Below are 23,305 nucleotides of genomic sequence, written 5' to 3' on the forward strand. Positions count from 1 at the left end.
TTTATACAAACATGATAACACATTTTCCACGGGATGAACGGTAAAAATAAGGAAGTGAATTTTTGCATTTTCGTGTAAGTCCTCCTATAATTTAATTAGTCAATAAAGGTCAAACTTTAAAGGGGAGTGATTTTATGCAATTTCAAAAGCAGCAAGATGACCGTACACCATTAGAACAGTTTGGACGGAATTTAATAGAAGAAGTAAAAATTGGGAAAATGGATCCAGTAATTGGCCGTGACGAGGAAATTCGCAATGTTATACGTATTTTATCGCGTAAGACGAAAAACAATCCGGTGTTAATAGGGGAGCCAGGTGTAGGGAAAACCGCTATTGTCGAAGGGCTAGCACAGCGAATTGTACGCAAGGATGTACCAGAAGGGCTAAAGGACTGTCTACTATACGAGCTTGATATGAGTTCATTAATTGCAGGTGCTAGCTACCGTGGTCAATTTGAAGAACGGTTAAAAGGTGTTTTGAAGCAAGTAAAGGAGTCAGAAGGCCGTATTATTTTATTTATCGATGAAATCCATACAATTGTGGGTGCAGGAAAAACGGATGGGGCGATGGATGCTGGCAATATGCTGAAGCCGATGCTTGCGCGTGGTGAGTTACATTGTATCGGAGCGACAACACTAGATGAGTACCGCATGTATATTGAAAAGGATCCTGCACTTGAACGGCGCTTCCAGCAAGTGCTTGTACGTGAGCCGTCAATCGAGGATACGGTATCAATTTTACGAGGCTTGAAGGAGCGCTTTGAGCTACATCATGGGGTACGTATTCATGATCGTGCCATTATTGCCTCAGCCCAGCTATCAAATCGTTATATTACAGAACGTTTTTTACCAGATAAAGCGATTGATTTAATTGATGAAGCCTGTGCAATGATTCGTACAGAAATTGACTCAATGCCGCAAGAGCTAGATATCGTAACACGCCGAATTATGCAGCTTGAAATTGAAGAGCAGGCACTGACGAAGGAAAAAGATGATGCGAGTAAGAAACGTCTTGATGCGTTGCGTGCAGAGTTAAGTTCATTAAAAGAGTCTTCGGAGGATATGCGCAATCGTTGGCAAGTGGAGAAGGAACGCCTGCAAGATATTCAGAAAAAACGCGAGCAGTTGGATAAATTCCGCCGTGATTTAGAAGAAGCAGAAAATAAGTATGATTTGAACCGTGCAGCAGAACTGCGTCATGGAAAAATTCCGATGCTCGAGCAGGAGTTAAATAAGTTAGAAGCGGATATTGTGGCGAGTGAAGATAGCCGGATTTTACGTGAGGAAGTTACAGCCGAAGAGATTGCCTCTATTGTTTCTCGTTGGACAGGTATTCCGGTAACGAAGCTTGTCGAAGGCGAACGAGAAAAGCTACTGCGATTGAAAGAAACGTTACATGAACGTGTCGTTGGGCAGGATAATGCGGTTACGCTTGTAACAGAGGCAGTATGGCGTGCACGTGCAGGTATTAAAGACCCGCATAAACCAATTGGAAGCTTCTTATTTCTTGGACCAACTGGGGTCGGTAAAACGGAGCTCGCGAAGGCGCTCGCAGCACAGTTATTTGATTCAGAGGATCATTTTATTCGCATTGACATGAGTGAGTATATGGAAAAGCATAGTGTGTCACGTTTAGTTGGGGCACCTCCTGGCTATATCGGCTATGAAGAGGGTGGCCAATTAACAGAGGCTGTGCGACGTAATCCATATTCAGTTGTACTGCTGGATGAAATTGAAAAGGCACATCCAGACGTAGCGAATATTTTATTACAGGTGCTCGATGATGGCCGAATTACAGATAGCCAAGGACGAATTGTCAATTTTACAAATACGGTTATTATTATGACGTCGAATATTGGCTCCCAATATTTACTGCAAGCAAATGGAACGGATTATACAACAGAGGATTTAGTAATGGCGGCACTGCACCAGCATTTTAAGCCAGAGCTTTTAAACCGTATGGATGATATTATTATGTTCCACTCATTGTCTGCAGAACATTTCCATGCCATTGCCTGGAAATACGTACAGCAGCTACAAAAACGTGTCGGGCAGCAAGAAATTGAATTGCAAGTAGAGGGTGCAGTTATTGACTGGGTAGTCGAACACGGGGTGGATTCACAATTCGGTGCACGTCCATTAAAACGCTTTGTGCAACGTCATCTCGAGACGGTTGTTGCGCGTGAATTACTGCGCGGAGAGGTTGTTGCTGGAGATGTACTTGTCATGACGCTGGAAAATAAAGAAATAAAGCTAGAGAAAAGATAAAAAAAGCACCTTGCGAAATAAATCGCAAGGCGCTTTTTAGTGGTTTAGAAAGTATAATCTTCTTAACCAGATAATAAAGGACATCAGCTTGCCCTATTTTTGGGGCTAGATATGTCTCTCTAAATTAGTGATGCTCCGCTTCAGCAACTGGCTCGTTTGGAATAATCGCAGCTACGATTAATACTAATACGGCGAATACTACTGAAATGATAACACCTGTCATGAATTCGAACGGTACACCTAATACTGAACTTACTACGTAGTTTAACATAGAAATTAGTAGGAATGACCATAAAAATGTCACAATATATTGCATCAATTTCACCTCTATTGAACTTTATTGAGTCTTTTCATATAACTACATCTTCAATATCATACCATACGACAACTAAAAAGAAAAACAATCTTTATAAACATTTCATGAAGTTATCTAAAAATTAAGCAGTTGTGTTCACGAAAATTATGAGCTATAATTATGACCAAGTACTAATGTTTAGTCTTAAACGCAAAGGAGGACGTTTTATGAATGCGGGGATTATCGGGATTGGAAAATACGTACCTAAAAAGGTCTTAACAAATGTTGATTTAGAGAAAGTATTAGATACATCAGATGAATGGATTCGTACACGCACAGGCATTGAGGCACGTCACATTGCAGCAGAAGACGAAGAAACATCTGATTTAGCATATGAAGCAGCGAAAAATGCATTAGAACATGCTGGCATGACTGCAGATCAAATTGGGTTAATTATAGTTGCAACGGTTACACAGGATCAAAATTTCCCTAGTGTTGCTTGTCAGATTCAAGAGCGTCTTGGCGCAAAGCAGGCAGGTGCAATGGATATTTCGGCTGCCTGCTCAGGTTTTATTTATGCAACAGTTGTCGCGAAGCAATTTGTTGAAAGTAATAGCTATGAACATGTATTAATCGTAGGTGTTGAAAAACTGTCTAAGGTTGTTGATTGGGAAGACCGGAATACAGCTATTTTGTTCGGGGATGGGGCAAGTGCAGCAGTCATTAGTAAAGTATCTGAAGGGCGCGGGATTTTATCGTTTGAGCTCGGTGCAGATGGGACTGGTGGCAAGCATTTATTGATCGATCAGCAAAATAATATTCAAATGAACGGAAGAGAAGTATTTAAATTTGCTGTTCGTCAAATGGGCGAGTCAGCAATAAATGTATTAGAAAAAGCGGGCTTAACGAAGGAAGATGTTGATTTCCTTGTGCCGCACCAGGCAAATATTCGTATAATGGAAGCCGCTCGTGAACGATTAGGCTTACCGGAAGATAAGATGTCAAAGACCATTCATAAATATGGAAATACATCGGCGGCGTCGATTGGAATTTCATTGGTAGACGATTTACAGGCAGGGTATATTAAGGATGATGATGTCGTTGTACTCATTGGGTTTGGTGGAGGACTCACTTGGGGTGCTATTGCATTAAAATGGGGAAAATAATTGCATAACTAATTATTGAGAGGGGTTTATTTATGTCAAAGAGACGAGTTGTTGTTACAGGAATCGGAGCTGTTACACCAGTAGGTATTACAGCTGAAGAAACGTGGGAAAATGTAAAGGCTGGGAAATCGGGAGTCGGTCCACTAACACGTGTAGATGCGAGCAAGTTTCCGGTTAGCGTTGCAGCGGAAGTAAAAGACTTTAATATTGAAGATTATATAGAGCGTAAAGAGGCGCGTAAAATGGACCGCTTTACCCATTATGCGCTTGCTGCATCAATGATGGCGGCAAAGGACGCGAATTTAACAATTACAGAAGAAATGGCGCCGCGTGTAGGCGTTTGGATTGGTTCTGGTATTGGTGGGATGGAAACACATGAACAACAGTTTTTAACATTCCAAGAGCGCGGTGTACGTCGTGTTAGCCCGTTTTTCGTACCAATGATGATACCAGACATGGCTTCTGGGCAAGTATCGATTTATTTAGGAGCAAAGGGGATTAACTCTTGTTCGGTAACGGCTTGTGCATCTGGCACGAACTCAATTGGCGATGCCTTTAAAGTAATTGAGCGCGGTGATGCAGATGTTATGATTACAGGAGGCGCAGAGGCACCGATTGTGACGATGGCGGTAGCCGGCTTTTGTGCCAATACAGCTTTATCAACAAATCCAGATGCTGCAACAGCGTCTCGTCCATTTGATAAAAATCGTGACGGCTTTGTCATTGCAGAAGGCGCGGGTATTTTAATACTTGAGGAGCTGGAGCATGCAAAGGCGCGCGGTGCAAAAATTTATGGCGAAGTAGTAGGCTACGGTGCAACGGGTGATGCGCATCATATTACAGCACCAGCACCGAACGGAGAAGGCGCATCTCGTGCGATGGCACAGGCACTAAAAGATGCAGGTGTAGAACCTAGTGAAGTTGGCTATATTAATGCGCACGGTACAAGTACGCCGTATAATGATTTATTTGAAACGCAAGCGGTGAAAACAGTATTTGGTGAACATGCATATAAGCTAGCGATGAGCTCAACAAAGTCAGTAACGGGGCATTTACTCGGTGCGGCAGGTGGGATTGAAGCCATCTTTACTGTACTAGCTTTAAAAGAAGGGATCCTCCCTCCAACAATGAATTTACAAGAGCCAGATCCGGAATGTGATTTAGACTATGTGCCAAACGAGGCACGTAAAGCGGATATTGACTATGCGCTTAGCAATTCATTAGGATTCGGTGGGCATAACGCTTGTTTACTATTTAAAAAATATAAATAAAAAATACCTGTAGCAACTTTGCTACAGGTATTTTTTTGTGGACAACCGAATATTTGTAAGAAAAGGATGGTGTCAATCGGTCGATTTGTTTTATTTTTATTCTGTTACGGAATTTGTGTGATGTCAATTAGCAATTGCATCATGTACTTAAATTACCGAACACTTGGCTATTCCTGGCGAGCGGTAATGTTATTCATTTTTAACACAGTGGAGTTTTATTTAGCCATTGGCGCACTAATTATATTATTTATCGTCGTTTACGACCTAATCCCATCGCGTTCTCCATTTTCTTAAGCGTTTTATTTGCAATGGCATTAGCTTTCGCAGCACCCTCATCTAAAATAGTGTCAAGTTCTTCTGAATCAATTAATTCGTAATAGCGCTCTTGAATCGGAGTTAAATGCTCGATGACTACTGTTGCCACGCCTGCTTTGAAATCCCCATAGCCTTTACCGTCATATTTAGCGACTAAATCGGCAATCGAAATGCCAGTCAGTGCAGACTCGATTGTTAGTAGGTTTGATACGCCTGGTTTATTTTCCACATCAAATGCCACAATACCTTCAGAATCAGTTACGGCAGATTTAATTTTCTTTTCAATTTCTTTCGGTGTGTCTAATAAACGAATTGTTGCCTTCGTATTTGGGTCAGATTTTGACATTTTTTTTGTCGGCTCTTGTAGCGACTTAATACGTGCGCCTTCTTTTGGTAATTGAATGTCTGGAATCGTTAATACATCGTTATAGCGTTTATTGAAGCGTTCAGCAAGGTCACGTGTCAGTTCGATATGCTGCTTTTGGTCATCGCCAACTGGAACAATATTTGTATTATATAGAAGTATATCCGCTGCCATTAATGGTGGATACGTTAAAAGTGCAGCCGAAACAGACTCTTTACCGTTTGATTTATCTTTAAATTGTGTCATGCGCTCTAATTCGCCGATGGAAGCGACACATTGTAGCATCCAGCCAGCTTGAGCGTGCGCGGGTACTTCAGATTGAATAAATAATGTTGATTTTGAAGGGTCAATTCCTACTGCAACATACATCGCTGCTAAGCTACGGATATTTTTACGTAATTCAAGGCGATCCTGCGGTACTGTAATTGCGTGTTGGTCGACGATGCAGTAAATTGCTTCACCTTCGTCTTGTAAAGAGGGGAATTGTTTAATAGCGCCGATATAGTTCCCGAGTGTAATCGTACCTGTTGGCTGTACGCCAGAAAAAATTGTTGTCATGTTTTTTTCCTCCTTAGATTCAAATAAAAAAACATCATGCGTCCTCCATTAGTAAATCTAATAGAAGGGACGAATGATGTTGAATCCGCGGTACCACCCAGCTTGCCAAAAAGGCCACTCTTCTTCGTAACGTGAAGGATACGAGCTTTACTACTAGGTGTTTCGTAAAGCTAACTCAGAAGTCCATTCCATTTGACTAATCATCTGTTCGCACCAACCACAGACTCTCTAAAGATTGTGTTCAAATGTACTACTCTTCGTCTTCGTTTTTAGTGTTCGTTAGTGAAATTATATTATAAAATAAGTTCCTAATGCAAATATTTTATCTAGGAATAATCTATGTGTAGAATGGGTATATTATTTTTAGGGCAATTATTTAAATAGGAAATGATTAGGGAAAAGGGATTTTTCTCAATTATTTTTATTAAATGAGAATTAATAATTCGTGTTTTTAGAATTCGTAAATAGGTATTATATAGATGTATTTTATTGTATTTTAATTTACCTACAAAATATGAGTTTTTTCGAGATAAAATGTGAATAATTAATATTTCTCATCGAACTTTTTTTATTGACAATGTATATTCAAAAGGTAGTATTTCATGTATAATGGAAACATGATTTTACATTAAACTAATTCTAAACTAATGAATAATATGAATAGATTCCAAAATTGAGGAGAGGGAGTGAAACAATGTTAGTAACTTTATTTACTTCACCAAGTTGTACGTCATGCCGAAAAGCGAAAGCGTGGTTGGAAGAACATGATATTCCATACACAGAACGCAATATTTTTTCAGAGCCATTAAGTATTAGTGAGATTAAAGAAATTTTACGAATGACTGAGGATGGAACGGATGAAATTATTTCAACACGATCTAAGATTTTTCAAAAGTTGAATGTCGATGTTGAAAATCTACCATTACAGCGCTTATATGAGTTGATCCAAGAATACCCAGGCTTATTACGACGACCGATTATTCTAGATGAAAAACGCTTGCAGGTTGGTTATAACGAAGACGAGATTCGCCGCTTTTTACCGCGCAAAGTACGTGCCTATCAACTACAAGAAGCACAACGTATGGTGAACTAAATACATGCACAGTCAGATGTTACACAGCACGCCGCTCTTCGTAACATCTTTTTTCGTTATTAAGAAATAAGCATTTTCTTAATTACATAATAAAGGACAACATCTCGCCCTATATTTCGGCGGGATGTGTCTTTTTAGTTGTACGGAGATTTTGTTCTTGATTTCACTGAAACTGTGCAATACAATTTCAATATTCAAATAATTTTTTTTGATTAGTCTTTTTCCTTTTCATTTTGACACGGTACATCATACAATAGAGTAATAGAGATTCCGATGCAGAAAGAAAGACAAACTGCATAAGCGGTGTCATGTTCAGATGTTGGAACATCGTGTATGATTGAGCTTGTTAAGTGCAAGTCTAAAAGGCGATTCATACTGACATGTAGTTCAACGAATGACTGTGAAGGGAGTTGAAGTCTAATGGACATCGAACGTATTAATGAGAATACGCTAAAACTTTTTATTACGTATAGTGATATTGAGGATCGTGGCTATAGTCGTGAGGAAATTTGGTACAATCGCTCAAAAGGGGAAGAACTTTTTTGGGATGTTATTGGGGAAGTCAATACAGATGATTACTTCGATTTGGATGGTCCAATCTGGATTCATATTAACGCTTCGGACGTTGGCTTAGAAGTTGTTGTCACACGAGCGAATATTAATACTGAATCGGACGCGTCTGCTATGATGCAAAGCTTTGAAGAAAACCGAGATATGGCAGACCAGTTAAATGGAATGGAAGATGCGCTTTATAACACGTATGGGAAAGACCTGAAGGAAGAAGCGCAAATCGTCAATGGGCGTTTCTGCTTTAAGGATATCGACGAGCTCATTCCTTTAGCAAAACGTGCTGCACCACTAGGTTTAAAGTCATCGTTATATAAATTCGAAAATTACTATTATTTATTCGTTGATTTTCAGCATATCGAAAATAACGAAGAAGTAAAAAATTTAATGGCGCTCTTTAAAGAATATTTACCGACATCAAAAGTGACGGTACATCGTTTAATCGAGTATGGAGAAGTCATTATCGCAGAAGATTGTTTCGAAACAATTTTAACATATTTTTCATAATAAACGAGATTGCCCTTTCTTTTGGAAGAGGCAATCTTTTTTTGATTAGAAAAGTTAACTTTCCCATCACCTCGCCCTATTTGGTGCGAGGTGTGTCCTTCTACTGCCCACACTAGTTAAAAAAAAACTTTGCCCATATTTACATATTTTAGTTGAAACGAAAGAGTACCGTCCTTACAATGGTGGAAAAGGAGGTGCTTTATGCTTGTTGCATTAACCGAAGAGGAAGAATTATTTCAGTTAACGCCAAGCATAGCGGAAACAACTTTACGCCAACTACGCCAAACAGCTTTATTTTATTGCCCACAATGCAAGGAACGTCTTCTACTTAAAATTGGAAAAATTAAAGTGCCCCATTTTGCTCATTTAAAAAACAGTGCCTGTGAGTCAACTTTTTCAGAAGGTGAATCCATTACACATTTGCTTGGAAAACAACAATTTCATACATTCTTTCAGCACTTAAAATTCAATGTAGTGCTCGAGCCCTATTTGACAAAGCTACAGCAACGCCCGGATTTGCTTGTGACGACTACGCAGCGTTCGTTCGCTATTGAATTTCAGTGTAGCCGTATTGCAGCCGAACAATTTGCTGAACGAACACAAGGTTATGTGGAACATGGTATTGTCCCAATCTGGATTTTGCAAACACCGAATGCCCACTTTAAGCAAGCTGGAGTTGTTAAAATCTCGTTAAATCATTTCGTACAACAGTTTATTATAACGCAAAACAAACAGCGCTATTTATTAACCTATGATGCGCATAGTGAACAATTTTTTTATGTAAGCAATTTGCTCCCGGTATATGGACAGCAGTATTTCGGCTTCGTTCAAATATTACCGCTGTGCAAGCAAGTTTTTCCGTTTTATATCCCTTCATTATTAACAGAGCATGTGCATACAAACATGTTATCTCGATATATTCAATATAAAGATCGGCATGTTAAAGCGCGCCTGTTATTAAGTAGAAAGGGTGTGAATGACTTGTTATTGCGAAGTATTTATGAACTACGCCTTTCAAGAGAAGAGTTGCCATGCTTTATCGGTATCCCTGTTCGGCATAGTGAAGCCATCCCTCTGTTTTCTGTAGAATGGCAAATTGCTTTGTTTTATTTTATGCACTGCCATAGCCTAACGCCACAAAAGTTAAGTGAACAGGCCATTCCTTATTTCTTTAAATGGGCCAAAATGTCCTATTGTGTGGAGGCAGGCGAAGCAGTTCGGCATTATATTCAACTACTGAAAAAATTGCATATTCAGCATGTGCATTCGGTTGTTGCCGCCCCTCTATTATTTCGTGAGCTCTATTGCGAATTGGTTGCATTTGGGTGTGAAAATTGAGAAAATATAAGTGGAATTTCGAATTTCGGAATAACTAAGCTGGAGGAATAAACTATGGCGAAAACAGTATTAACGCGTGCAGAAGTACCGGAACATTTAACGTGGGATTTATCTTCAATTTTTGAATCAGATGCGGTATGGGAACAAGAGTTTAAAGCGATTGAAACGTTGTCTGAAGAAGCAGTTAATTATAAAGGGAAAGTAGCAGACGGAGCGGAAAGCTTGTATGCCACATTGCAATTTAGTGACAGCTTATATGAACGCTATAGTAAGCTTTATGTGTATGCGCATTTAAAGCATGATCAAGACACAACGAATAGTACTTACCAAGCAATGGATAGTCGTGTCAAAGCATTGGGTGCCAAAATTGGTGCGGCTTGGTCATTTATTACCCCTGAAATTTTAGCACTAGATGAAGACACACTGAATCAGTGCGTTACAAGCTATGAGCCATTACAATTATATGCACAAAGCTTGAAGGAATTAAATTTAGGACGTCCGCATGTACTTTCAGCAGATAAGGAAGAATTATTGGCACAACTTTCTGAAGTGTCGGCAGCTTCTGGCCAAACATTTAGTGTATTAAATAATGCAGACCTTGAATTCCCAAACGTAAAAAATGATGAAGGTGAAGAGGTACCACTAACACAAGGCTCTTACATCACATTTTTAGAAAGTGATAGCCGTGAAGTGCGTGAAGGTGCATTTAAGGCAATGTATAAAACGTACGGTCAATTCCGTAACACTTTTGCGTCAACTTTAGCAGGTAATGTAAAATCGCATAATGCAAAGGCGAAAATTCGTAACTATGAGTCAGCACGTCACGCGGCGATGAGCAATAATTTTATTCCTGAAAAAGTATATGACCAACTCATTTCAACAGTACATGAACATTTACCATTATTACACCGTTACGTAGCATTACGTAAACAAGTATTAGGCTTAGATGAACTGCATATGTATGATCTATTTACACCGTTAGTTAAAGAGGTGAAAATGGAGATGCCTTATGATGAGGCGAAAAAAATTATGGTCGACAGCTTTGCCCCGCTTGGAGCAGATTATCAAGCGACGGTACAAAAAGGGTTAGATAGCCGTTGGGTTGATGTTTTAGAAAACAAAGGGAAGCGTAGCGGGGCCTATTCATCAGGCACTTTTGGCACAAACCCATATGTATTAATGAACTGGCAAGATAATGTTAATAATTTATTCACACTAGCACATGAATTCGGGCATAGTATGCACAGCTATTATACGCGCCAGACGCAGCCATATCCGTACGCGAGCTACTCTATTTTCGTAGCAGAGGTCGCTTCAACATGTAATGAAGAATTATTATTTGAACATTTATTAAACACGATTGAAGATCCGCAACAAAAAATTTACTTATTAAATCACTGGTTAGACGGCTTCCGTGGTACAGTATTCCGCCAAACAATGTTTGCAGAGTTTGAGCATTTAGTACACGAAATGGATCGGAATGGCGAAGCGCTTACTGCAGAAAAGCTAACAGAAGTGTATTACAACTTAAATAAACAATATTTCGGTGAAGCAATGGTAGTAGATGAGGAAATTGGCTTAGAATGGGCACGTATTCCTCACTTCTACTACAACTATTATGTTTATCAATATGCAACTGGCCAATCTGCAGCAACGGCACTAAGCAAACAAATTTTAGAGGAAGGCCAACCAGCTGTTGATCGTTACATTAATCACTTCCTAAAAGCAGGCTGTTCAGACTTCCCAATAGAAGTATTAAAAGCTGCTGGCGTAAATATGGAGTCTCCAGCACCAATAGCAGAAGCATGTAAAGTATTTGAGATGAAATTAAATGAGTTAGAAAAGTTATTGTTAAATAATTAATTTGAGAAAACTACAGATATTGAATCTGTAGTTTTCTTTTCGTTAAAATGGATTTTTTCTAATAAAAACAGTATTTTTCTGAAAAGTTTCGATTTCAAAAAATAATAATACGGGATTATTGTATTCTTAGAAAAACATTAATCTATCAACGGTTAACCCTATAGAGCAGGGATTACTAAAATCTGAAACAAGCGAAATCCACAGCTAAAGTTACACTAATTTTTGGAAACGCTTACTATATGACAAATTTGTGAAAGAACGCTAGTTTGATTGCATACATTATTATTCCATGATAAAGTAATAGACGTGAAATACATCACATAACAAACATACACCCCTTTGTTTGAACGTGAACATTTCTCCCATCCCCTTTGTGAAAAAGAGGCGTCCTATCTGTCGAGGGTAGAGACGTCTCTTTTGTTTTTTTATAGATTAGAAAGTATGACTTTACCTAATTGTGGCGAGTTGATATTTTTTGAAAATATTAACAACTAAAATAAAGGCTCTACACCAAAATCTGTACTTGACAGCACATTACACTCCAGGCGGTCGCTTTCCGCGGGCGTGGCTTGAGCCTCCTCCTCCGCTTCGCTTCGTGCGGGGTCTCAAGGCTCACGCTTTTCCCGCAGGAGTCGCCGCCTTCCGTTCCATGTGCTTATAAAGTTGTACACTTTCTTTTAAAGAAAAGCACCTGTTTTGGTAAAGACCCAAAATAAAAGCATGTAAGAAACGAAATAAATTCGTTTCCTACATGCTTTTTATAAATTAATGTATAAGTGCATTATTTTAAGCGCCATAATGTAATATCGTCATTCATCATTCGTTCTACTTTTTGTTGGAGCATACGTTTCTTTAATTCACGTTCTGCAACTGCCTCATCAATTGAATAGATTTCAGCAACTTCCGCTGTCGTTAAACTTTGAAAACGATTGAAAAGTTCATCCATGGACGGTAATGGCTGTCGAATAATTTTCTCGCCAATCATCTCTTGTAAAACATGCTCGTATACTTCGTAGCTATACGATCCACTAACCTTTAAGCCTTCATCCTCAATGCATTCATTAAAGAAGACAATGCTTGGTACTTCGTGAACATCCATTTCACGCGTAATGTATAAATCACACTGGAATGCTCGTGCTGCTTCTTTAGAGCCAAAATCAACTGCAAATTCGTTCATATCTAAGTTGATTTCTTGTGCAATTTCTAGCAATGTCGAATGCGAATTGACATTGCGGGTTTTCAACGCAGCCACCTCTTGTAGCTTCGTTAAATAACGTGATCCTGCGCGCTTGCCTTGCAGTTCTGCAGCTTTAATAGCAATTGAAGGTAATACTGGATGTGTAATATCCAACTCATCACCTGAAACACAGCCTTTTGTACGGTTGCCTAAACAGTTCAGTGATGTAAGCTCCGTACTTAATACATAACGCCATGTAAAATAATGTTCATACTCAAGCTGTAACTTGCGAAGCGTTGACTGCACAGCAAATGCTTCGGGGCACAACGGGTCTATGAATATATATAACTCTACTGGCTTATTTGATGTAGTAGGTGTGATAGGTTGCGATAACATTTGGACATTATTCACTCAAATCCCTCCTCATCTTCATTCGGCGAGTTGATCATATGATTAGCGGTTAGCACAAGTCGTTGATAATAAATATCGCGGAATTTCCCGTCTACTCCTACTTCGTCCAACGCTTCAGCCATGCACTCAAGCCAAGCTTGTGCACGATCTGGTGTCACTTTGAAATTCATATGTCTTGCGCGCATCATTGGATGACCATGTTCTTCTGTATATAAGTTTGGCCCACCTAAGTACTGGGTCTGAAATTGTATTTGTTTGCGTATTGTTTCTGTAAAATCTTCCGGGAAAATCGGAATTAGCTCTGGATGCTTCGCTACTCGAGAGTAGAACGCATGCATAAGCGCAGAAAGCTTTTCAGCACCAAGTTCCTCGTAAGGAATCGTATATTTTCGATTCATAGGCGATACTCCTTTGTTTCTACGTTTGTACTAAAAACGGGCTTCCCGTTTTTGTACAACACCATTGTTAAGTAGTTGTTTCATTTTCAGCGATACGTTCATTCTAACAACGTCTATTCTTTTTCTCAAACAAACCGCATTGCTAAATGCATAATGTCCTGTGGAAATTTTATGTTTGATAGTAATTCATAACCTTTTTGACGTAGTTCATGGTTTCCTTAAAAGGAGGGATACCATTGTATTTATTTACGTTTCCAGGGCCCGCGTTGTAAGCGGCTAGTGCCGTTGAAATATTATTGTCGAATTTATCTAACATTTGACGTAAGTATTTTGCACCGCCCATAATATTTTGCTCAGGGTTTGTCGAATCGGCTACGCCTAAATATTTCGCCGTAGAAGGCATTAACTGCATGAGTCCCGTAGCACCAGCGGAACTGACTGCCGCTGGATTGAAGTTGGACTCCTGTTTCATCACCGCTGCGAGCAATTTTTCAGGGATATTATAAGTTGCTGATGCTTTAGCAATCGAATCAGCGTAAGTTTCAGCTCCTGCTAATATATTTCCGAAAGCTGTAGTGCCAGTGAAATCTGTCGAACGATACTGATCGATCGATTGGGTAACTGATGTATTTAAATAATTGTTAGCTGAAGCAATGCCCTTCGAATACATGAGTGAAGCCAAATACGGATTATCCGCTAATGGGGCAATTGCTGAAGCGTTATTTTTCGATTGAGAAAGTAAAGGTGATGAGGCAAGTGAGTTATAGCTTCCGAGCATGTTGGAAACGTCGGTCTCTAAACCTGTCGAAGCATTTGATAATACCTCGTCAATCATGTCAGAAAAGACGGATGAACTACCTGATAATAAAGAAGTTGTATTATTATTGCTAGTACCAATTGACTGAATTGCTTGAATTTCAAGCAATGATTTCATTGACTGAATATCTATAGTGCTCAACCTTTCTGACCCTGTAATGCTGCCATAAAACGGGCAATTTTTTTCGGTGTTTGTTGTGGAGAAATCGCGAACTCTGTCAAAAACTGTTCGAAAACATTTTTTCCCAAAGTTTCATCATTTGTTTCATATTCTACCTCATAATCGTCACACTGCAAATAAAAAGAATGATCGAAAACAAGTGTTCCCCCTTTATACGGCAGTTCTACGCGGTCCGTAGTCAATGTTCCAAATACTTGTAAGGATTCAGATGGCACATGTAAATGTTGCAGACGTTTCGACACTTCTGGAGCCGGCAAGCTTTTACCTGCAAGCATTTCGTCCGCCTGTTCTCGCGTTAAGCTATCCGTTGTTTCGAGATGTTGATGGGTCGATGATTTTTCTTTTAGCGTACATTCAATCGCATGAGAGAAAATACGTATGCGCAGACCACTCGCTAAATTTTTCAAATGGCTGTCTGGCGTATCGAAGTAATGATTAATTTGTCGATGAATTTGCGATTCCGTTACGTTAAATTCGACAAGTAGCTGCTCGTAATGCGCTTTTGTTAGAAAATTTTTAAACTCAATTTCAATTTGTTGGCTCATAAAAGTCATCCTTTTTTTTTAGATTTTCTGTAATTTTATTCGAAATTTATTATCCTGTTAAATGTTCCGTCGTTTTCTATAAAATGCACACTGCATCAAAGTTTTCTGTATGTTAAAATATGAGAAGAATGAGTAGGAAAAGGGGTTTTTCACTTGCGTAACGTTTATACAATAAACCAATTCGAAGTAGTACATAATGAGTTTCACTTTATTTTAAATGAAAGTAACGAACATATTCAAATGCAACCTGCAGGACAAGTAATTGCGGATTCAGATAATGGATCATTTATTTATATTGTGGAGGAAGGCGACGCATTTAGCTATATTAGCTTTCCAAAAACCATTTGGCCTCAGCTTTTAGAAGTTGTGAAGACAGGGCAGGATCCATTTTTACGAGTGGCTGGAGAGAGAATTCAATTAACTAATTTCTTTGAGGAGCTACACATGCTATTATTCAATATTGAAGGAAATGGTAATTACGGCGATGCGTTTGTAGCAGCTGTAGAAGAGGCTTTTGCAGAGATTTTTGTATCGGATGAAGTATAATAGTAGAAAATAGTATCAATGTGTTGTTGAAATAAAAGTGTAGACGCTTTTATTTCATGCTGGGGGGTTTTTGCAGGTGGGACAATGGGATATATTTTTAAGCCCGTATAAACAAGCAGTAGATGAGTTGAAAATCAAACTAAAAGGCATGCGTTCACAATTTGGGATGATGAGTGCTAATTCACCCATTGAATTTGTCACTGGAAGAGTTAAGCCTTTAGCAAGTATTTACGATAAATCGCTTGATAAAGGTGTACCGTTTGAACCTTCCGACCGTTTAGGTAATGAACTTCAGGACATTGCAGGTGTACGTATTATGTGTCAGTTTGTTGATGATATTGCTACAGTTACAGAGCTAATTCGTCAACGAAATGATATGAAGGTTATTGAAGAAAAAGATTATATTACACATAGTAAACCGAGTGGCTATCGCTCACACCATATGATTGTTGAATATCCAGTAGAGACGATTCAAGGCAAGAAAATGGTCGTGACAGAAATCCAAATTCGTACATTAGCGATGAATTTTTGGGCATCGATTGAGCACTCTTTAAATTATAAATATAAGGGATTATTCCCAGAAGAAATTAAAAATCGCCTCCAAAGTGCAGCAGAAGCAGCATTTCGCTTGGATGAGGAAATGTCCTCAATCCGCAGTGAAATTCAAGAGGCACAAGCGTACTTTAGTGAGTTTAAAGAAGCATCAAATCCTACGATCCGAACGACTAAAGAGGAGAAGGAGCGTGAAAAATAGTGAAATTTTCAATTCAATCACGCCGAGATTCCCAATCAAATGAATTGATGGAGCTCGCAAAAACATATTTACAAGATTTTGGTCTAATATTCGATGAAGACGAGCCGGATATCGTACTATCAATTGGAGGAGATGGGACACTGCTTCATGCGTTTCATCGCTATTCAAATCGCTTAGATAAAGTAGCGTTTGTCGGTATTCATACGGGGCATTTAGGTTTTTATGCGGACTGGAAACCGTCAGAGCTTGAAAAATTAGTGTTATCAATTGCGAAAAAAGAATTTAATGTAGTGGAATATCCTCTGTTAGAAGTACAAATACATCGCCATAGCTCGGAGTCAAGTACGTATTTAGCCTTAAATGAAGCGACCATTAAATCACCAGACGTCACACTTGTGATGGACGTAGAGTTGAACGGGGAGCATTTTGAACGTTTTCGTGGTGATGGGTTATGTGTATCAACGCCTTCTGGTAGTACAGCATATAATAAGGCACTTGGCGGGGCAATTATTCACCCAACTTTACAAGCCTTTCAGTTAACGGAAATGGCATCGATTAATAACCGTGTATTCCGTACAGTTGGTTCGTCGCTTGTTTTGCCAGCTCATCATAACTGTGCGCTAAAGCCGGTCAATGATCAGCAATTTAATATGACGATTGATCATGTGAGTGTAACGCAAACAGACGTGAAGTCGATTACGTTTAATGTTGCAAATGAACGCGTTCGTTTTGCACGATTCCGTCCTTTTCCGTTTTGGGAGCGTGTGCATGATTCATTCGTGTCAAATGAGTGAATGAGGGATAGATGGATACTAGATTTCAATTAAATTTTATCGTGCAGCAGGACGGGCAGTTACTCCGTGAAGCGATTAGTGACTGGGGCATATCAAAGCGTGCCTTGACGGCGATTAAATTCGACGGCGGGGAGTTGTTAGTGAACGGCGAGGAGCGTAATGTGCGTCATCAGCTAACAAAAGGCGACCAAGTGTCCATCATTTTTCCGTCTGAAGAGGCAAGTGAAGGGCTCGTAGCAGAAAAGGGACCATTAAAGATTTTATATGAAGATGAGGCATTACTTGTTATCGATAAACCTCCTTACATGAATACAATTCCGTCACGTGAACATCCTGCAGGTAGTGTTGCAAATTTTGTCTATGGCTATTTTTTAGAGCAGCAAATTGCCTCAACTGTTCATATTGTGACGAGACTTGACCGTGATACGTCAGGCTTAATGTGTATTGCCAAGCATCGCCATATTCATCATTTAATGAGTGAACAGCAAAAAGCAGGAGCAGTACATCGAGAATACGAAGCGCTTGTGCATGGCATTGTTCGACAAGCTAAGCAATCTATTATTGCACCTATTGGACGTAAAGAAACGAGCATTATTGAGCGTGAGGTGCGAGGAGACGGTCAGTTTGCACATACGGATGTTACGCTACTGAAGCTACTGAGCGAGCCGCAACCGATGTCCCAAATTCGTCTAAAACTTTATACAGGGCGCACCCATCAAATTCGTGTGCATATGGCGCATATTGGACATCCGCTTGTTGGAGATGAATTGTACGGTGGTAGCCGTGAGTTACTTGATCGTCAAGCGCTTCACTGCGTTTGGTTACAATTTGTGCACCCTTTAACTGGCGAAAACATTAGTTTTTCAAGTGAAATACCTGAACAGTTAACACCACCTCGTAATTGATTAACTAATAGTTAACGGAAAGATGTTCGCCAAAACGGACATCTTTTCACTGTTTTAGGGAAGAAATTTGTAAAATAAAACGTCAATCAGTGGGGATTCCGAAGTATTGGACAGAGCGATATTAGTCAGCCTGCCCGTTAATGCAAGATAAAAGTTTTGTTAAGTTTAAAAAAGGTATTTACGAATGGCGACAGTGCGTTATGATGGATGTTGAGAGGAGGGGACAAGTATGAAAGACCCACAATACGATAATGGCGAAGTGCAATATGATGAAGCCTATTTACGCAGGCTGTTAGTAGACGAAGAAATCGAAGCATTCCGCGAGCATTTTTTAGTACTTCATCCGTATGATCAAGCCCAGTTTTATGAGAAGGTAGGACCTGATATACGTCAGACCATCTATCGCTTCTTGTCTCCTCAAGAAATGTCTAATATTTTTGAGGCAATTGAGCTAGACGATGATGAATATGAAGGCTTCCTAAACGAGATGGATACCGCATATGGGGCTGCAATGCTTTCGTTCATGTATACCGATGATGCCGTAGACGTGTTAAATGAACTAGATAATGAACAACGTGAAAGCTATTTGGAAATGATGGATAGTGAAACAGTCGATGAAATTAATGAATTACTGGCATATGAGGAATATACAGCCGGTTCAATTATGACGACTGAATACGTTTCAATATTGGAAACATCAACTGTGCGTTCTGCAATGGCTGTTTTGCGTAAGGAAGCGCCAAATGCTGAAACGATTTACTATATTTTCGTAGTGAATGATAATCATCTATTAACGGGCGTTATTTCGCTTCGAGATTTAATTATTGCGGGTGAGGATACACTTATTCGCGACATTATGAGTGAACGTGTCGTATCGGTAAAATTAACGGATGACCAAGAAGGTATTGCGCAAATTATGAAAGACTATAATTTCCTTGCCATCCCAGTCGTAAACGAAGCGCGTGAACTGCAGGGGATTATTACAGTCGATGATATTATTGATGTTATCGATGAAGAAGCTGAAGATGATTACTCAAAATTAGCCGGGATTTCAGATATGGATGATATTGATGCAGGTCCATTAAGAGCGGCAGGTAAACGTTTACCATGGCTCATTATTTTATTAATCCTTGGTATGTTTACTGCAAATTTAATAGGGCACTTTGAGGAAACATTAGACAAAGTAGCACTGCTCGCCGTATTCATCCCACTTATTTCTGGAACTTCAGGGAATAGTGGCACTCAGGCGCTTGCGGTTGCAGTACGCGGGATTGCAACAGGGGAAATTGGTGGACAGAGCAAGCTGAAGCTCGTGATGCGTGAGCTATGTACGGGTCTTATTATGGGGCTTGTAAGCGGTGCAGTTGTTGTCGGCATTATTTTCGTCTGGATGCATCAGCTTATTATCGGGTTATTAGTTGGGGCGGCAATTTGCTGTTCGATATTAGTAGCGACGCTAGCAGGTTCGTTTATTCCGCTACTAATGCATAAGCTTGGCATTGACCCAGCCGTTGCATCTGGCCCGTTCATTACAACATTGAATGATGTGACGAGTATTTTAATATATCTTGGCCTAGCGACGACCTTCCTCAGTCAAATTATGTAGCTGTCACGGTATAAGGCGGATTTGCATATGGTATGAAAAAGGATGTGCGAATGATGCCAGAGGAGCCTTTGCTCTATATTTCTACGCCAACGTATCACTTAGTCCAAAAACCGATTAGCGAGGAAAGTACGCCCATCAATGAGGAAAGTACGTCCATCTATGAAAGGCCTGCGCCAGACGTTATTCGTAATGAATTGATTGCTCGTCAGCTACACTTCTTTGCTCGACCTGTAAAGCAGGCCCGTCCATTATTGATCGTATTAACTAGTGGCGAGCGATTCATTGGAACGCTACTCAATGTTCAGGGCAAGCAAGTGAAAATTAATTGTTACGAACAGATTAGGCTAATTGATGGCAATGAAATCGAAGCAATTTATATAACAAAATCATAATAAAAAGAAGGGAAAGCCTGGAAAAGCGGCTTTCCCATTTTTTTAGTTACAAATCCCAAGATTCACGTCAGCGATACATTGTACTGCACAGAAGCAGTCTAAATCTACCGTAACACAGCTATCTGTTGCAGCAAAGTCCGTTACGCCACAAATTGCGCGCATAGAAATAGCTGTGCCGTCTTCGTTTAATAGGTCAACCGGGTCTCCGTCATTATCTAGTGGTTGCAACACTCGTAATGTTGCACAGCATCCATCAAATACATCCTCAACACGGAAGTAAATTGACGTACAGATGTCATCGCAATCATTATTTCTATTTTTACTATTATGATTGTGATTATCCACAACCGGGCTAAAGCTCGCCATAAACGGCGTACCAAACTTCGTTAATAGCGTAAACACGCGTGTATCAGCTGATGTACGAGCTGGACTAACAATGCCACCAAGTGGCTCTAAAAAGCAGTTTGTTGTACATGATGAACAGTCATCATTAGTAGCACGATTTTGAATTTCTAAAACTGCACGTACGACCTCACAAACGCAGCCCTTTGATTTAGATGGGCTCACTTCATTTCCTCCTCTTCCACATCCCATTTTTTTCACCTCACTTCATTCTAGAGTCCTTCTACAATATGAAGAAAACTAAATTGTAATCGGGCGAATGACGGGATACGCCAATTTCGACAAAAAGTGATTAAATGTAAAAAACAATGAACATACTTTGCTAAAAGGAGGAATTTTGTGCGCATAATGTTAACGATTTTCCTTATTCCATTGTTGTTATTAAGTGGATGTGGCTCTGAGCAAAAGGTGTCCATTTATCAGTCCGTCAATGATTCGGAAAAAGAGAGTGAAGTAAAGGAGATGCTGGAGCAGTCAGAAGATATTGAGCAAGCAAACGTCATTTTTATTGATGAAGAATTATTCGTAGCACTCCAAGTCAAACCATGGAAAAAATTTAAAAAGAAAAAAATTGAAAACAAGTGGCAAAAAAAGCTAGAAGAGCAATATTCAAATTTACAAGTACTTGTTTCCAGTGATTTCAAGTTGTTTTGGGAGACGACAAAGCTGTTAGAAGAAGAGGATCGTCAGAAAGTAACTGAAAAAATTGATGTGTTGAAAAAACTGGCGAAGGAGGAAACATGATGGACGAGCAAAAATACAATGATCTCAAACAGCAAATTTCCCCGCCTATACCTTATGCACTGAACTTACTGAAGGCATTTGTCGTTGGCGGGATTATTTGTGCAATAGGACAAGCCATTTCGTATTTTTATATAATATTTTTTGACTTTACGGAGAAAACGGCGGGCAACCCAACTGTGGCAACGATGATTTTTATTGCCATGATTTTGACTGGATTGGGGCTCTATCGGAAACTGGGTCAGTTTGCTGGTGCGGGAAGTGCAGTGCCGGTGACGGGGTTTGGTAATGCAGTGATTTCAGCAGCAATTGAACATAAACCTGAAGGCCTTGTTCTAGGTGTTGGTAGCAATATGTTTAAACTAGCAGGCTCTGTAATTTTGTTCGGTGTCACTTCTGCCTTTTTTGTTACACTCATTAAATTAATTCTTGTCACATTGGGGGTTGTGCAGTGGTAATCATTTTTAAAACAAAACCCTCTTTACTAGCGACATCTGCAGTGGTAGGACCGCTTGAGAAGCGCAGTGTATTTCGGTCCTACTTTGATACAATTTTTGAGGATGAGCGTATGCAAGCGAATACAAATGAGAAAGGCAATGCGGCGATGATCTCCGAAGCTTGCGCAGTCGTCATGAAAAAGGCCAACATAAAAAACTTAGATATTGATTATTTTTTAGGTGGTGATTTGGTTAACCAAATGACCCCGACGACCTTTGCAGCAAGGGAACTGGCTGTCTCCTTTATTGGTTTATTTTCTGCATGTGCGACGTCTGTTTCTTCACTAATCATCGCATCCTTATTAACGGAATTAGGTGCCTCGGAGCTTGCGATTGCAGGTGCCTCTAGTCAACATAACTCGGTGGAACGGCAATTTCGCTATCCGGTTGATTACGGTGCCCAAAAACCAGCTACTGCTCAATGGACTGTAACCGCAGCAGGATATGGATTAGTCGGTAAGCATCACCCGGATTTTCCTTATATTGAAGCGGCAACAGTTGGTAAAGTAGTAGATTTCGGCGCTACTGACCCATTTCATATGGGAGGGGCAATGGCGCCCGCAGCATATCAAACGATTCAAGCGCATTTACAAAAGCGTAACCAGAAAATTCATGATTATGACGTGATTATGACCGGTGATTTAGGGAAAATTGGTTTGAAAATTTTAAAGGCCATGTTCGCCCAAAGTGGAACTAAAAAAGAAGAGCTGCAATTGTTTCGAGATGCGGGGGCGGAGTTTTATGGAGAGGATCAAGCGTTTCTAGCAGGAGCAAGTGGTGCAGGGTGCTCGGCGGCAGTGTATTTTAGCTATATAGATGCACAGTTTAAAAGTGGTCGTTATAAACGTGTGCTACTCGTTGCGACTGGTGCGCTATTATCGCCATTATCCTATCAACAAAAGGAATCCATTCCTTGTACTGCACATGCAATTGAAATAGCAATGAAATGAGGTGATCGAGATCGGGTACGCATTTTTATTTGCATTTGTTGTCGGTGGCATTATTTGTATGATTGGTCAGATATTAATGGATGTTGGTAAACTAACGCCGGGTCATACTTTATCGGCGCTTGTAGTTGGGGGAGCCATTTTGGACGGTTTTGGATTATATGAGCCACTCATTGACTTTGCCGGAGCTGGTGCAACCATTCCGATTACATCGTTCGGCAATTCTTTAACGCACGGTGCGATGGTTGAAGCAGAGAAGCACGGCTGGGTTGGCGTTTTAACTGGAATGTTTGAAGTAACTAGCTCAGGCATTAGTGCGGCCATTATTTTTGGCTTTATTGCAGCGTTAATCTTTAAATCAAAAGGAAAAGTAGATTAGACTAATACCCTCTTTCTAAGATGTTGTGTTGCATACACTACAAAATAGAAGGGGGGGATTTTTTATGTCAGGTTTTGGTTACGGATGGCAACAACCGCAATGTTGTAATTATGATCAGGGTGGGAGCAATAATAGTACAACGTTTGTGCTAATTGTTGTACTATTCATACTATTAATCATTGTAGGCGCTACATTTATTTAGAGGAGGGA

25 protein-coding genes and 1 other annotated feature are annotated in these 23,305 nt (G+C 39.8%); of the genes, 18 read left to right on the forward strand and 7 right to left on the reverse strand.

Annotation, left to right across the window (positions count from 1 at the left end; genetic code table 11):
- The first annotated feature begins 134 nt into the window (after positions 1-134).
- Complete coding sequence (locus tag MHH87_RS03490; RefSeq protein ID WP_340747941.1) at positions 135-2,267, forward strand: ATP-dependent Clp protease ATP-binding subunit; 2,133 nt, start codon at positions 135-137, stop codon at positions 2,265-2,267.
- A 124-nt stretch (positions 2,268-2,391) separates the two neighbouring features.
- Here the strand turns inward: MHH87_RS03490 and MHH87_RS03495 are convergent, their stop codons facing one another.
- The gene (locus tag MHH87_RS03495; protein WP_340747942.1) at positions 2,392-2,583 is read right to left on the reverse strand and encodes a YjzD family protein; all 192 of its coding nucleotides are present in this window, start codon (positions 2,581-2,583) and stop codon (positions 2,392-2,394) included.
- Between the two features lie 206 nt (positions 2,584-2,789).
- Here MHH87_RS03495 and MHH87_RS03500 point away from each other — a divergent pair, with 206 nt between their 5' ends.
- Together MHH87_RS03500 and fabF are read left to right on the forward strand one after the other, a co-directional pair.
- Complete coding sequence (locus tag MHH87_RS03500) at positions 2,790-3,728, forward strand: beta-ketoacyl-ACP synthase III (RefSeq protein WP_340747943.1); 939 nt, start codon at positions 2,790-2,792, stop codon at positions 3,726-3,728.
- A gap of 32 nt (positions 3,729-3,760) precedes the next feature.
- Positions 3,761-4,999: a beta-ketoacyl-ACP synthase II gene (gene fabF, locus MHH87_RS03505; RefSeq protein WP_340747944.1), complete on the forward strand. Its 1,239-nt coding sequence runs from the start codon at positions 3,761-3,763 to the stop codon at positions 4,997-4,999.
- A 247-nt stretch (positions 5,000-5,246) separates the two neighbouring features.
- On the opposite strand, the gene trpS is transcribed toward fabF, so the two are convergent.
- A complete protein-coding gene (gene trpS, locus MHH87_RS03510; RefSeq protein ID WP_340747945.1) occupies positions 5,247-6,236 on the reverse strand; it encodes a tryptophan--tRNA ligase in 990 nt (329 codons plus the stop codon).
- A gap of 62 nt (positions 6,237-6,298) precedes the next feature.
- Positions 6,299-6,509 (reverse strand) — a binding site (T-box leader).
- A 421-nt stretch (positions 6,510-6,930) separates the two neighbouring features.
- Here trpS and spxA point away from each other — a divergent pair.
- The 4 genes from spxA to pepF all read left to right on the forward strand — a co-directional run bounded on the left by spxA (position 6,931) and on the right by pepF (position 11,604).
- Positions 6,931-7,329, forward strand: a complete 399-nt coding sequence (spxA, locus tag MHH87_RS03515; RefSeq protein ID WP_340747946.1) for a transcriptional regulator SpxA — start codon at positions 6,931-6,933, stop codon at positions 7,327-7,329.
- 420 nt (positions 7,330-7,749) lie between these two features.
- Positions 7,750-8,403 (forward strand): adaptor protein MecA, encoded by a 654-nt coding sequence (gene mecA, locus MHH87_RS03520; protein ID WP_340747947.1) that lies wholly within the window; start codon positions 7,750-7,752, stop codon positions 8,401-8,403.
- Positions 8,404-8,604: 201 nt separating this feature from the next.
- On the forward strand, positions 8,605-9,741 hold the full coding sequence (locus MHH87_RS03525; protein ID WP_340747948.1) for a competence protein CoiA: 1,137 nt from the start codon (positions 8,605-8,607) through the stop codon (positions 9,739-9,741).
- Between the two features lie 54 nt (positions 9,742-9,795).
- Positions 9,796-11,604, forward strand: a complete 1,809-nt coding sequence (pepF, locus tag MHH87_RS03530) for an oligoendopeptidase F (RefSeq protein WP_340747949.1) — start codon at positions 9,796-9,798, stop codon at positions 11,602-11,604.
- Positions 11,605-12,385: 781 nt separating this feature from the next.
- Here pepF and MHH87_RS03535 read toward each other — a convergent pair.
- The 4 genes from MHH87_RS03535 to MHH87_RS03550 form a co-directional block, all read right to left on the reverse strand.
- Positions 12,386-13,192, reverse strand: coding sequence for a DsbA family protein (locus tag MHH87_RS03535; RefSeq protein ID WP_340747950.1), 807 nt, complete (start codon positions 13,190-13,192; stop codon positions 12,386-12,388).
- On the reverse strand, positions 13,189-13,590 hold the full coding sequence (locus MHH87_RS03540) for a globin domain-containing protein (protein WP_340747951.1): 402 nt from the start codon (positions 13,588-13,590) through the stop codon (positions 13,189-13,191). The genes MHH87_RS03535 and MHH87_RS03540 overlap by 4 nt, the downstream gene beginning before the upstream one ends.
- A 169-nt stretch (positions 13,591-13,759) precedes the next feature.
- A complete protein-coding gene (locus MHH87_RS03545; RefSeq protein WP_340747952.1) occupies positions 13,760-14,548 on the reverse strand; it encodes a lytic transglycosylase domain-containing protein in 789 nt (262 codons plus the stop codon).
- Entirely contained in the window at positions 14,545-15,132 is a 588-nt protein-coding gene (locus tag MHH87_RS03550; RefSeq protein WP_340747953.1) for a CYTH domain-containing protein, read from the reverse strand. The genes MHH87_RS03545 and MHH87_RS03550 overlap by 4 nt, the downstream gene beginning before the upstream one ends.
- A gap of 153 nt (positions 15,133-15,285) precedes the next feature.
- On the opposite strand from MHH87_RS03550, the gene MHH87_RS03555 reads away from it, so the two are divergent.
- From MHH87_RS03555 to MHH87_RS03580, 6 genes are all read left to right on the forward strand, one after another.
- Positions 15,286-15,678 carry a UPF0738 family protein gene (locus MHH87_RS03555; protein ID WP_340747954.1) on the forward strand — a complete coding sequence of 131 codons (393 nt, stop codon included), beginning with the start codon at positions 15,286-15,288 and terminating at the stop codon, positions 15,676-15,678.
- A 76-nt stretch (positions 15,679-15,754) separates the two neighbouring features.
- Positions 15,755-16,432, forward strand: coding sequence for a GTP pyrophosphokinase (locus MHH87_RS03560; protein ID WP_340747955.1), 678 nt, complete (start codon positions 15,755-15,757; stop codon positions 16,430-16,432).
- Complete coding sequence (locus tag MHH87_RS03565) at positions 16,432-17,226, forward strand: NAD kinase (protein ID WP_340747956.1); 795 nt, start codon at positions 16,432-16,434, stop codon at positions 17,224-17,226. Before MHH87_RS03560 ends, MHH87_RS03565 begins: the two co-directional genes overlap by 1 nt.
- 11 nt (positions 17,227-17,237) lie before the next feature.
- Complete coding sequence (locus MHH87_RS03570; protein ID WP_340747957.1) at positions 17,238-18,131, forward strand: RluA family pseudouridine synthase; 894 nt, start codon at positions 17,238-17,240, stop codon at positions 18,129-18,131.
- A gap of 229 nt (positions 18,132-18,360) precedes the next feature.
- Entirely contained in the window at positions 18,361-19,737 is a 1,377-nt protein-coding gene (gene mgtE / locus MHH87_RS03575) for a magnesium transporter (protein ID WP_340747958.1), read from the forward strand.
- Positions 19,738-19,769: 32 nt separating this feature from the next.
- Positions 19,770-20,129: a 4-diphosphocytidyl-2C-methyl-D-erythritol kinase gene (locus tag MHH87_RS03580; RefSeq protein ID WP_340747959.1), complete on the forward strand. Its 360-nt coding sequence runs from the start codon at positions 19,770-19,772 to the stop codon at positions 20,127-20,129.
- 42 nt (positions 20,130-20,171) lie between these two features.
- Here the strand turns inward: MHH87_RS03580 and MHH87_RS03585 are convergent, their stop codons facing one another.
- Positions 20,172-20,723: a CotY/CotZ family spore coat protein gene (locus MHH87_RS03585; RefSeq protein ID WP_340747960.1), complete on the reverse strand. Its 552-nt coding sequence runs from the start codon at positions 20,721-20,723 to the stop codon at positions 20,172-20,174.
- 147 nt (positions 20,724-20,870) lie between these two features.
- Between MHH87_RS03585 and MHH87_RS03590 the strand changes: the two genes are divergently transcribed.
- The 5 genes from MHH87_RS03590 to MHH87_RS03610 all read left to right on the forward strand — a co-directional run bounded on the left by MHH87_RS03590 (position 20,871) and on the right by MHH87_RS03610 (position 23,297).
- The gene (locus MHH87_RS03590) at positions 20,871-21,275 is read left to right on the forward strand and encodes a YhcN/YlaJ family sporulation lipoprotein (RefSeq protein WP_445683072.1); all 405 of its coding nucleotides are present in this window, start codon (positions 20,871-20,873) and stop codon (positions 21,273-21,275) included.
- Entirely contained in the window at positions 21,275-21,730 is a 456-nt protein-coding gene (spoVAC, locus tag MHH87_RS03595) for a stage V sporulation protein AC (RefSeq protein ID WP_340747961.1), read from the forward strand. Before MHH87_RS03590 ends, spoVAC begins: the two co-directional genes overlap by 1 nt.
- A complete protein-coding gene (locus MHH87_RS03600; RefSeq protein ID WP_340747962.1) occupies positions 21,724-22,719 on the forward strand; it encodes a stage V sporulation protein AD in 996 nt (331 codons plus the stop codon). The genes spoVAC and MHH87_RS03600 overlap by 7 nt, the downstream gene beginning before the upstream one ends.
- 1 nt (position 22,720) lies before the next feature.
- Positions 22,721-23,095 carry a stage V sporulation protein AE gene (gene spoVAE, locus MHH87_RS03605; RefSeq protein ID WP_445683073.1) on the forward strand — a complete coding sequence of 125 codons (375 nt, stop codon included), beginning with the start codon at positions 22,721-22,723 and terminating at the stop codon, positions 23,093-23,095.
- A gap of 64 nt (positions 23,096-23,159) precedes the next feature.
- A complete protein-coding gene (locus tag MHH87_RS03610) occupies positions 23,160-23,297 on the forward strand; it encodes a YjcZ family sporulation protein (RefSeq protein ID WP_340747963.1) in 138 nt (45 codons plus the stop codon).
- Positions 23,298-23,305: the final 8 nt, after the last annotated feature.

Origin of the sequence: Solibacillus sp. FSL H8-0538 (assembly GCF_038003525.1) — a bacterium.
Classification (GTDB): domain Bacteria; phylum Bacillota; class Bacilli; order Bacillales_A; family Planococcaceae; genus JBBOPI01.

Excerpts from the sequence above, each read along its gene's own strand:
- MHH87_RS03490 (WP_340747941.1), top strand. The coding sequence starts at position 135 with ATGCAATTTCAAAAGCAGCAAGATGACCGTACACCATTAGAACAGTTT.
- MHH87_RS03495 (WP_340747942.1), bottom strand. The coding sequence starts at position 2,583 with ATGCAATATATTGTGACATTTTTATGGTCATTCCTACTAATTTCTATG.
- MHH87_RS03500 (WP_340747943.1), top strand. The coding sequence starts at position 2,790 with ATGAATGCGGGGATTATCGGGATTGGAAAATACGTACCTAAAAAGGTC.
- fabF (WP_340747944.1), top strand. The coding sequence starts at position 3,761 with ATGTCAAAGAGACGAGTTGTTGTTACAGGAATCGGAGCTGTTACACCA.
- trpS (WP_340747945.1), bottom strand. The coding sequence starts at position 6,236 with ATGACAACAATTTTTTCTGGCGTACAGCCAACAGGTACGATTACACTC.
- spxA (WP_340747946.1), top strand. The coding sequence starts at position 6,931 with ATGTTAGTAACTTTATTTACTTCACCAAGTTGTACGTCATGCCGAAAA.
- mecA (WP_340747947.1), top strand. The coding sequence starts at position 7,750 with ATGGACATCGAACGTATTAATGAGAATACGCTAAAACTTTTTATTACG.
- MHH87_RS03525 (WP_340747948.1), top strand. The coding sequence starts at position 8,605 with ATGCTTGTTGCATTAACCGAAGAGGAAGAATTATTTCAGTTAACGCCA.
- pepF (WP_340747949.1), top strand. The coding sequence starts at position 9,796 with ATGGCGAAAACAGTATTAACGCGTGCAGAAGTACCGGAACATTTAACG.
- MHH87_RS03540 (WP_340747951.1), bottom strand. The coding sequence starts at position 13,590 with ATGAATCGAAAATATACGATTCCTTACGAGGAACTTGGTGCTGAAAAG.
- MHH87_RS03550 (WP_340747953.1), bottom strand. The coding sequence starts at position 15,132 with ATGAGCCAACAAATTGAAATTGAGTTTAAAAATTTTCTAACAAAAGCG.
- MHH87_RS03570 (WP_340747957.1), top strand. The coding sequence starts at position 17,238 with ATGGATACTAGATTTCAATTAAATTTTATCGTGCAGCAGGACGGGCAG.
- mgtE (WP_340747958.1), top strand. The coding sequence starts at position 18,361 with ATGAAAGACCCACAATACGATAATGGCGAAGTGCAATATGATGAAGCC.
- MHH87_RS03580 (WP_340747959.1), top strand. The coding sequence starts at position 19,770 with ATGAAAAAGGATGTGCGAATGATGCCAGAGGAGCCTTTGCTCTATATT.
- MHH87_RS03585 (WP_340747960.1), bottom strand. The coding sequence starts at position 20,723 with ATGGGATGTGGAAGAGGAGGAAATGAAGTGAGCCCATCTAAATCAAAG.
- spoVAC (WP_340747961.1), top strand. The coding sequence starts at position 21,275 with ATGGACGAGCAAAAATACAATGATCTCAAACAGCAAATTTCCCCGCCT.
- MHH87_RS03610 (WP_340747963.1), top strand. The coding sequence starts at position 23,160 with ATGTCAGGTTTTGGTTACGGATGGCAACAACCGCAATGTTGTAATTAT.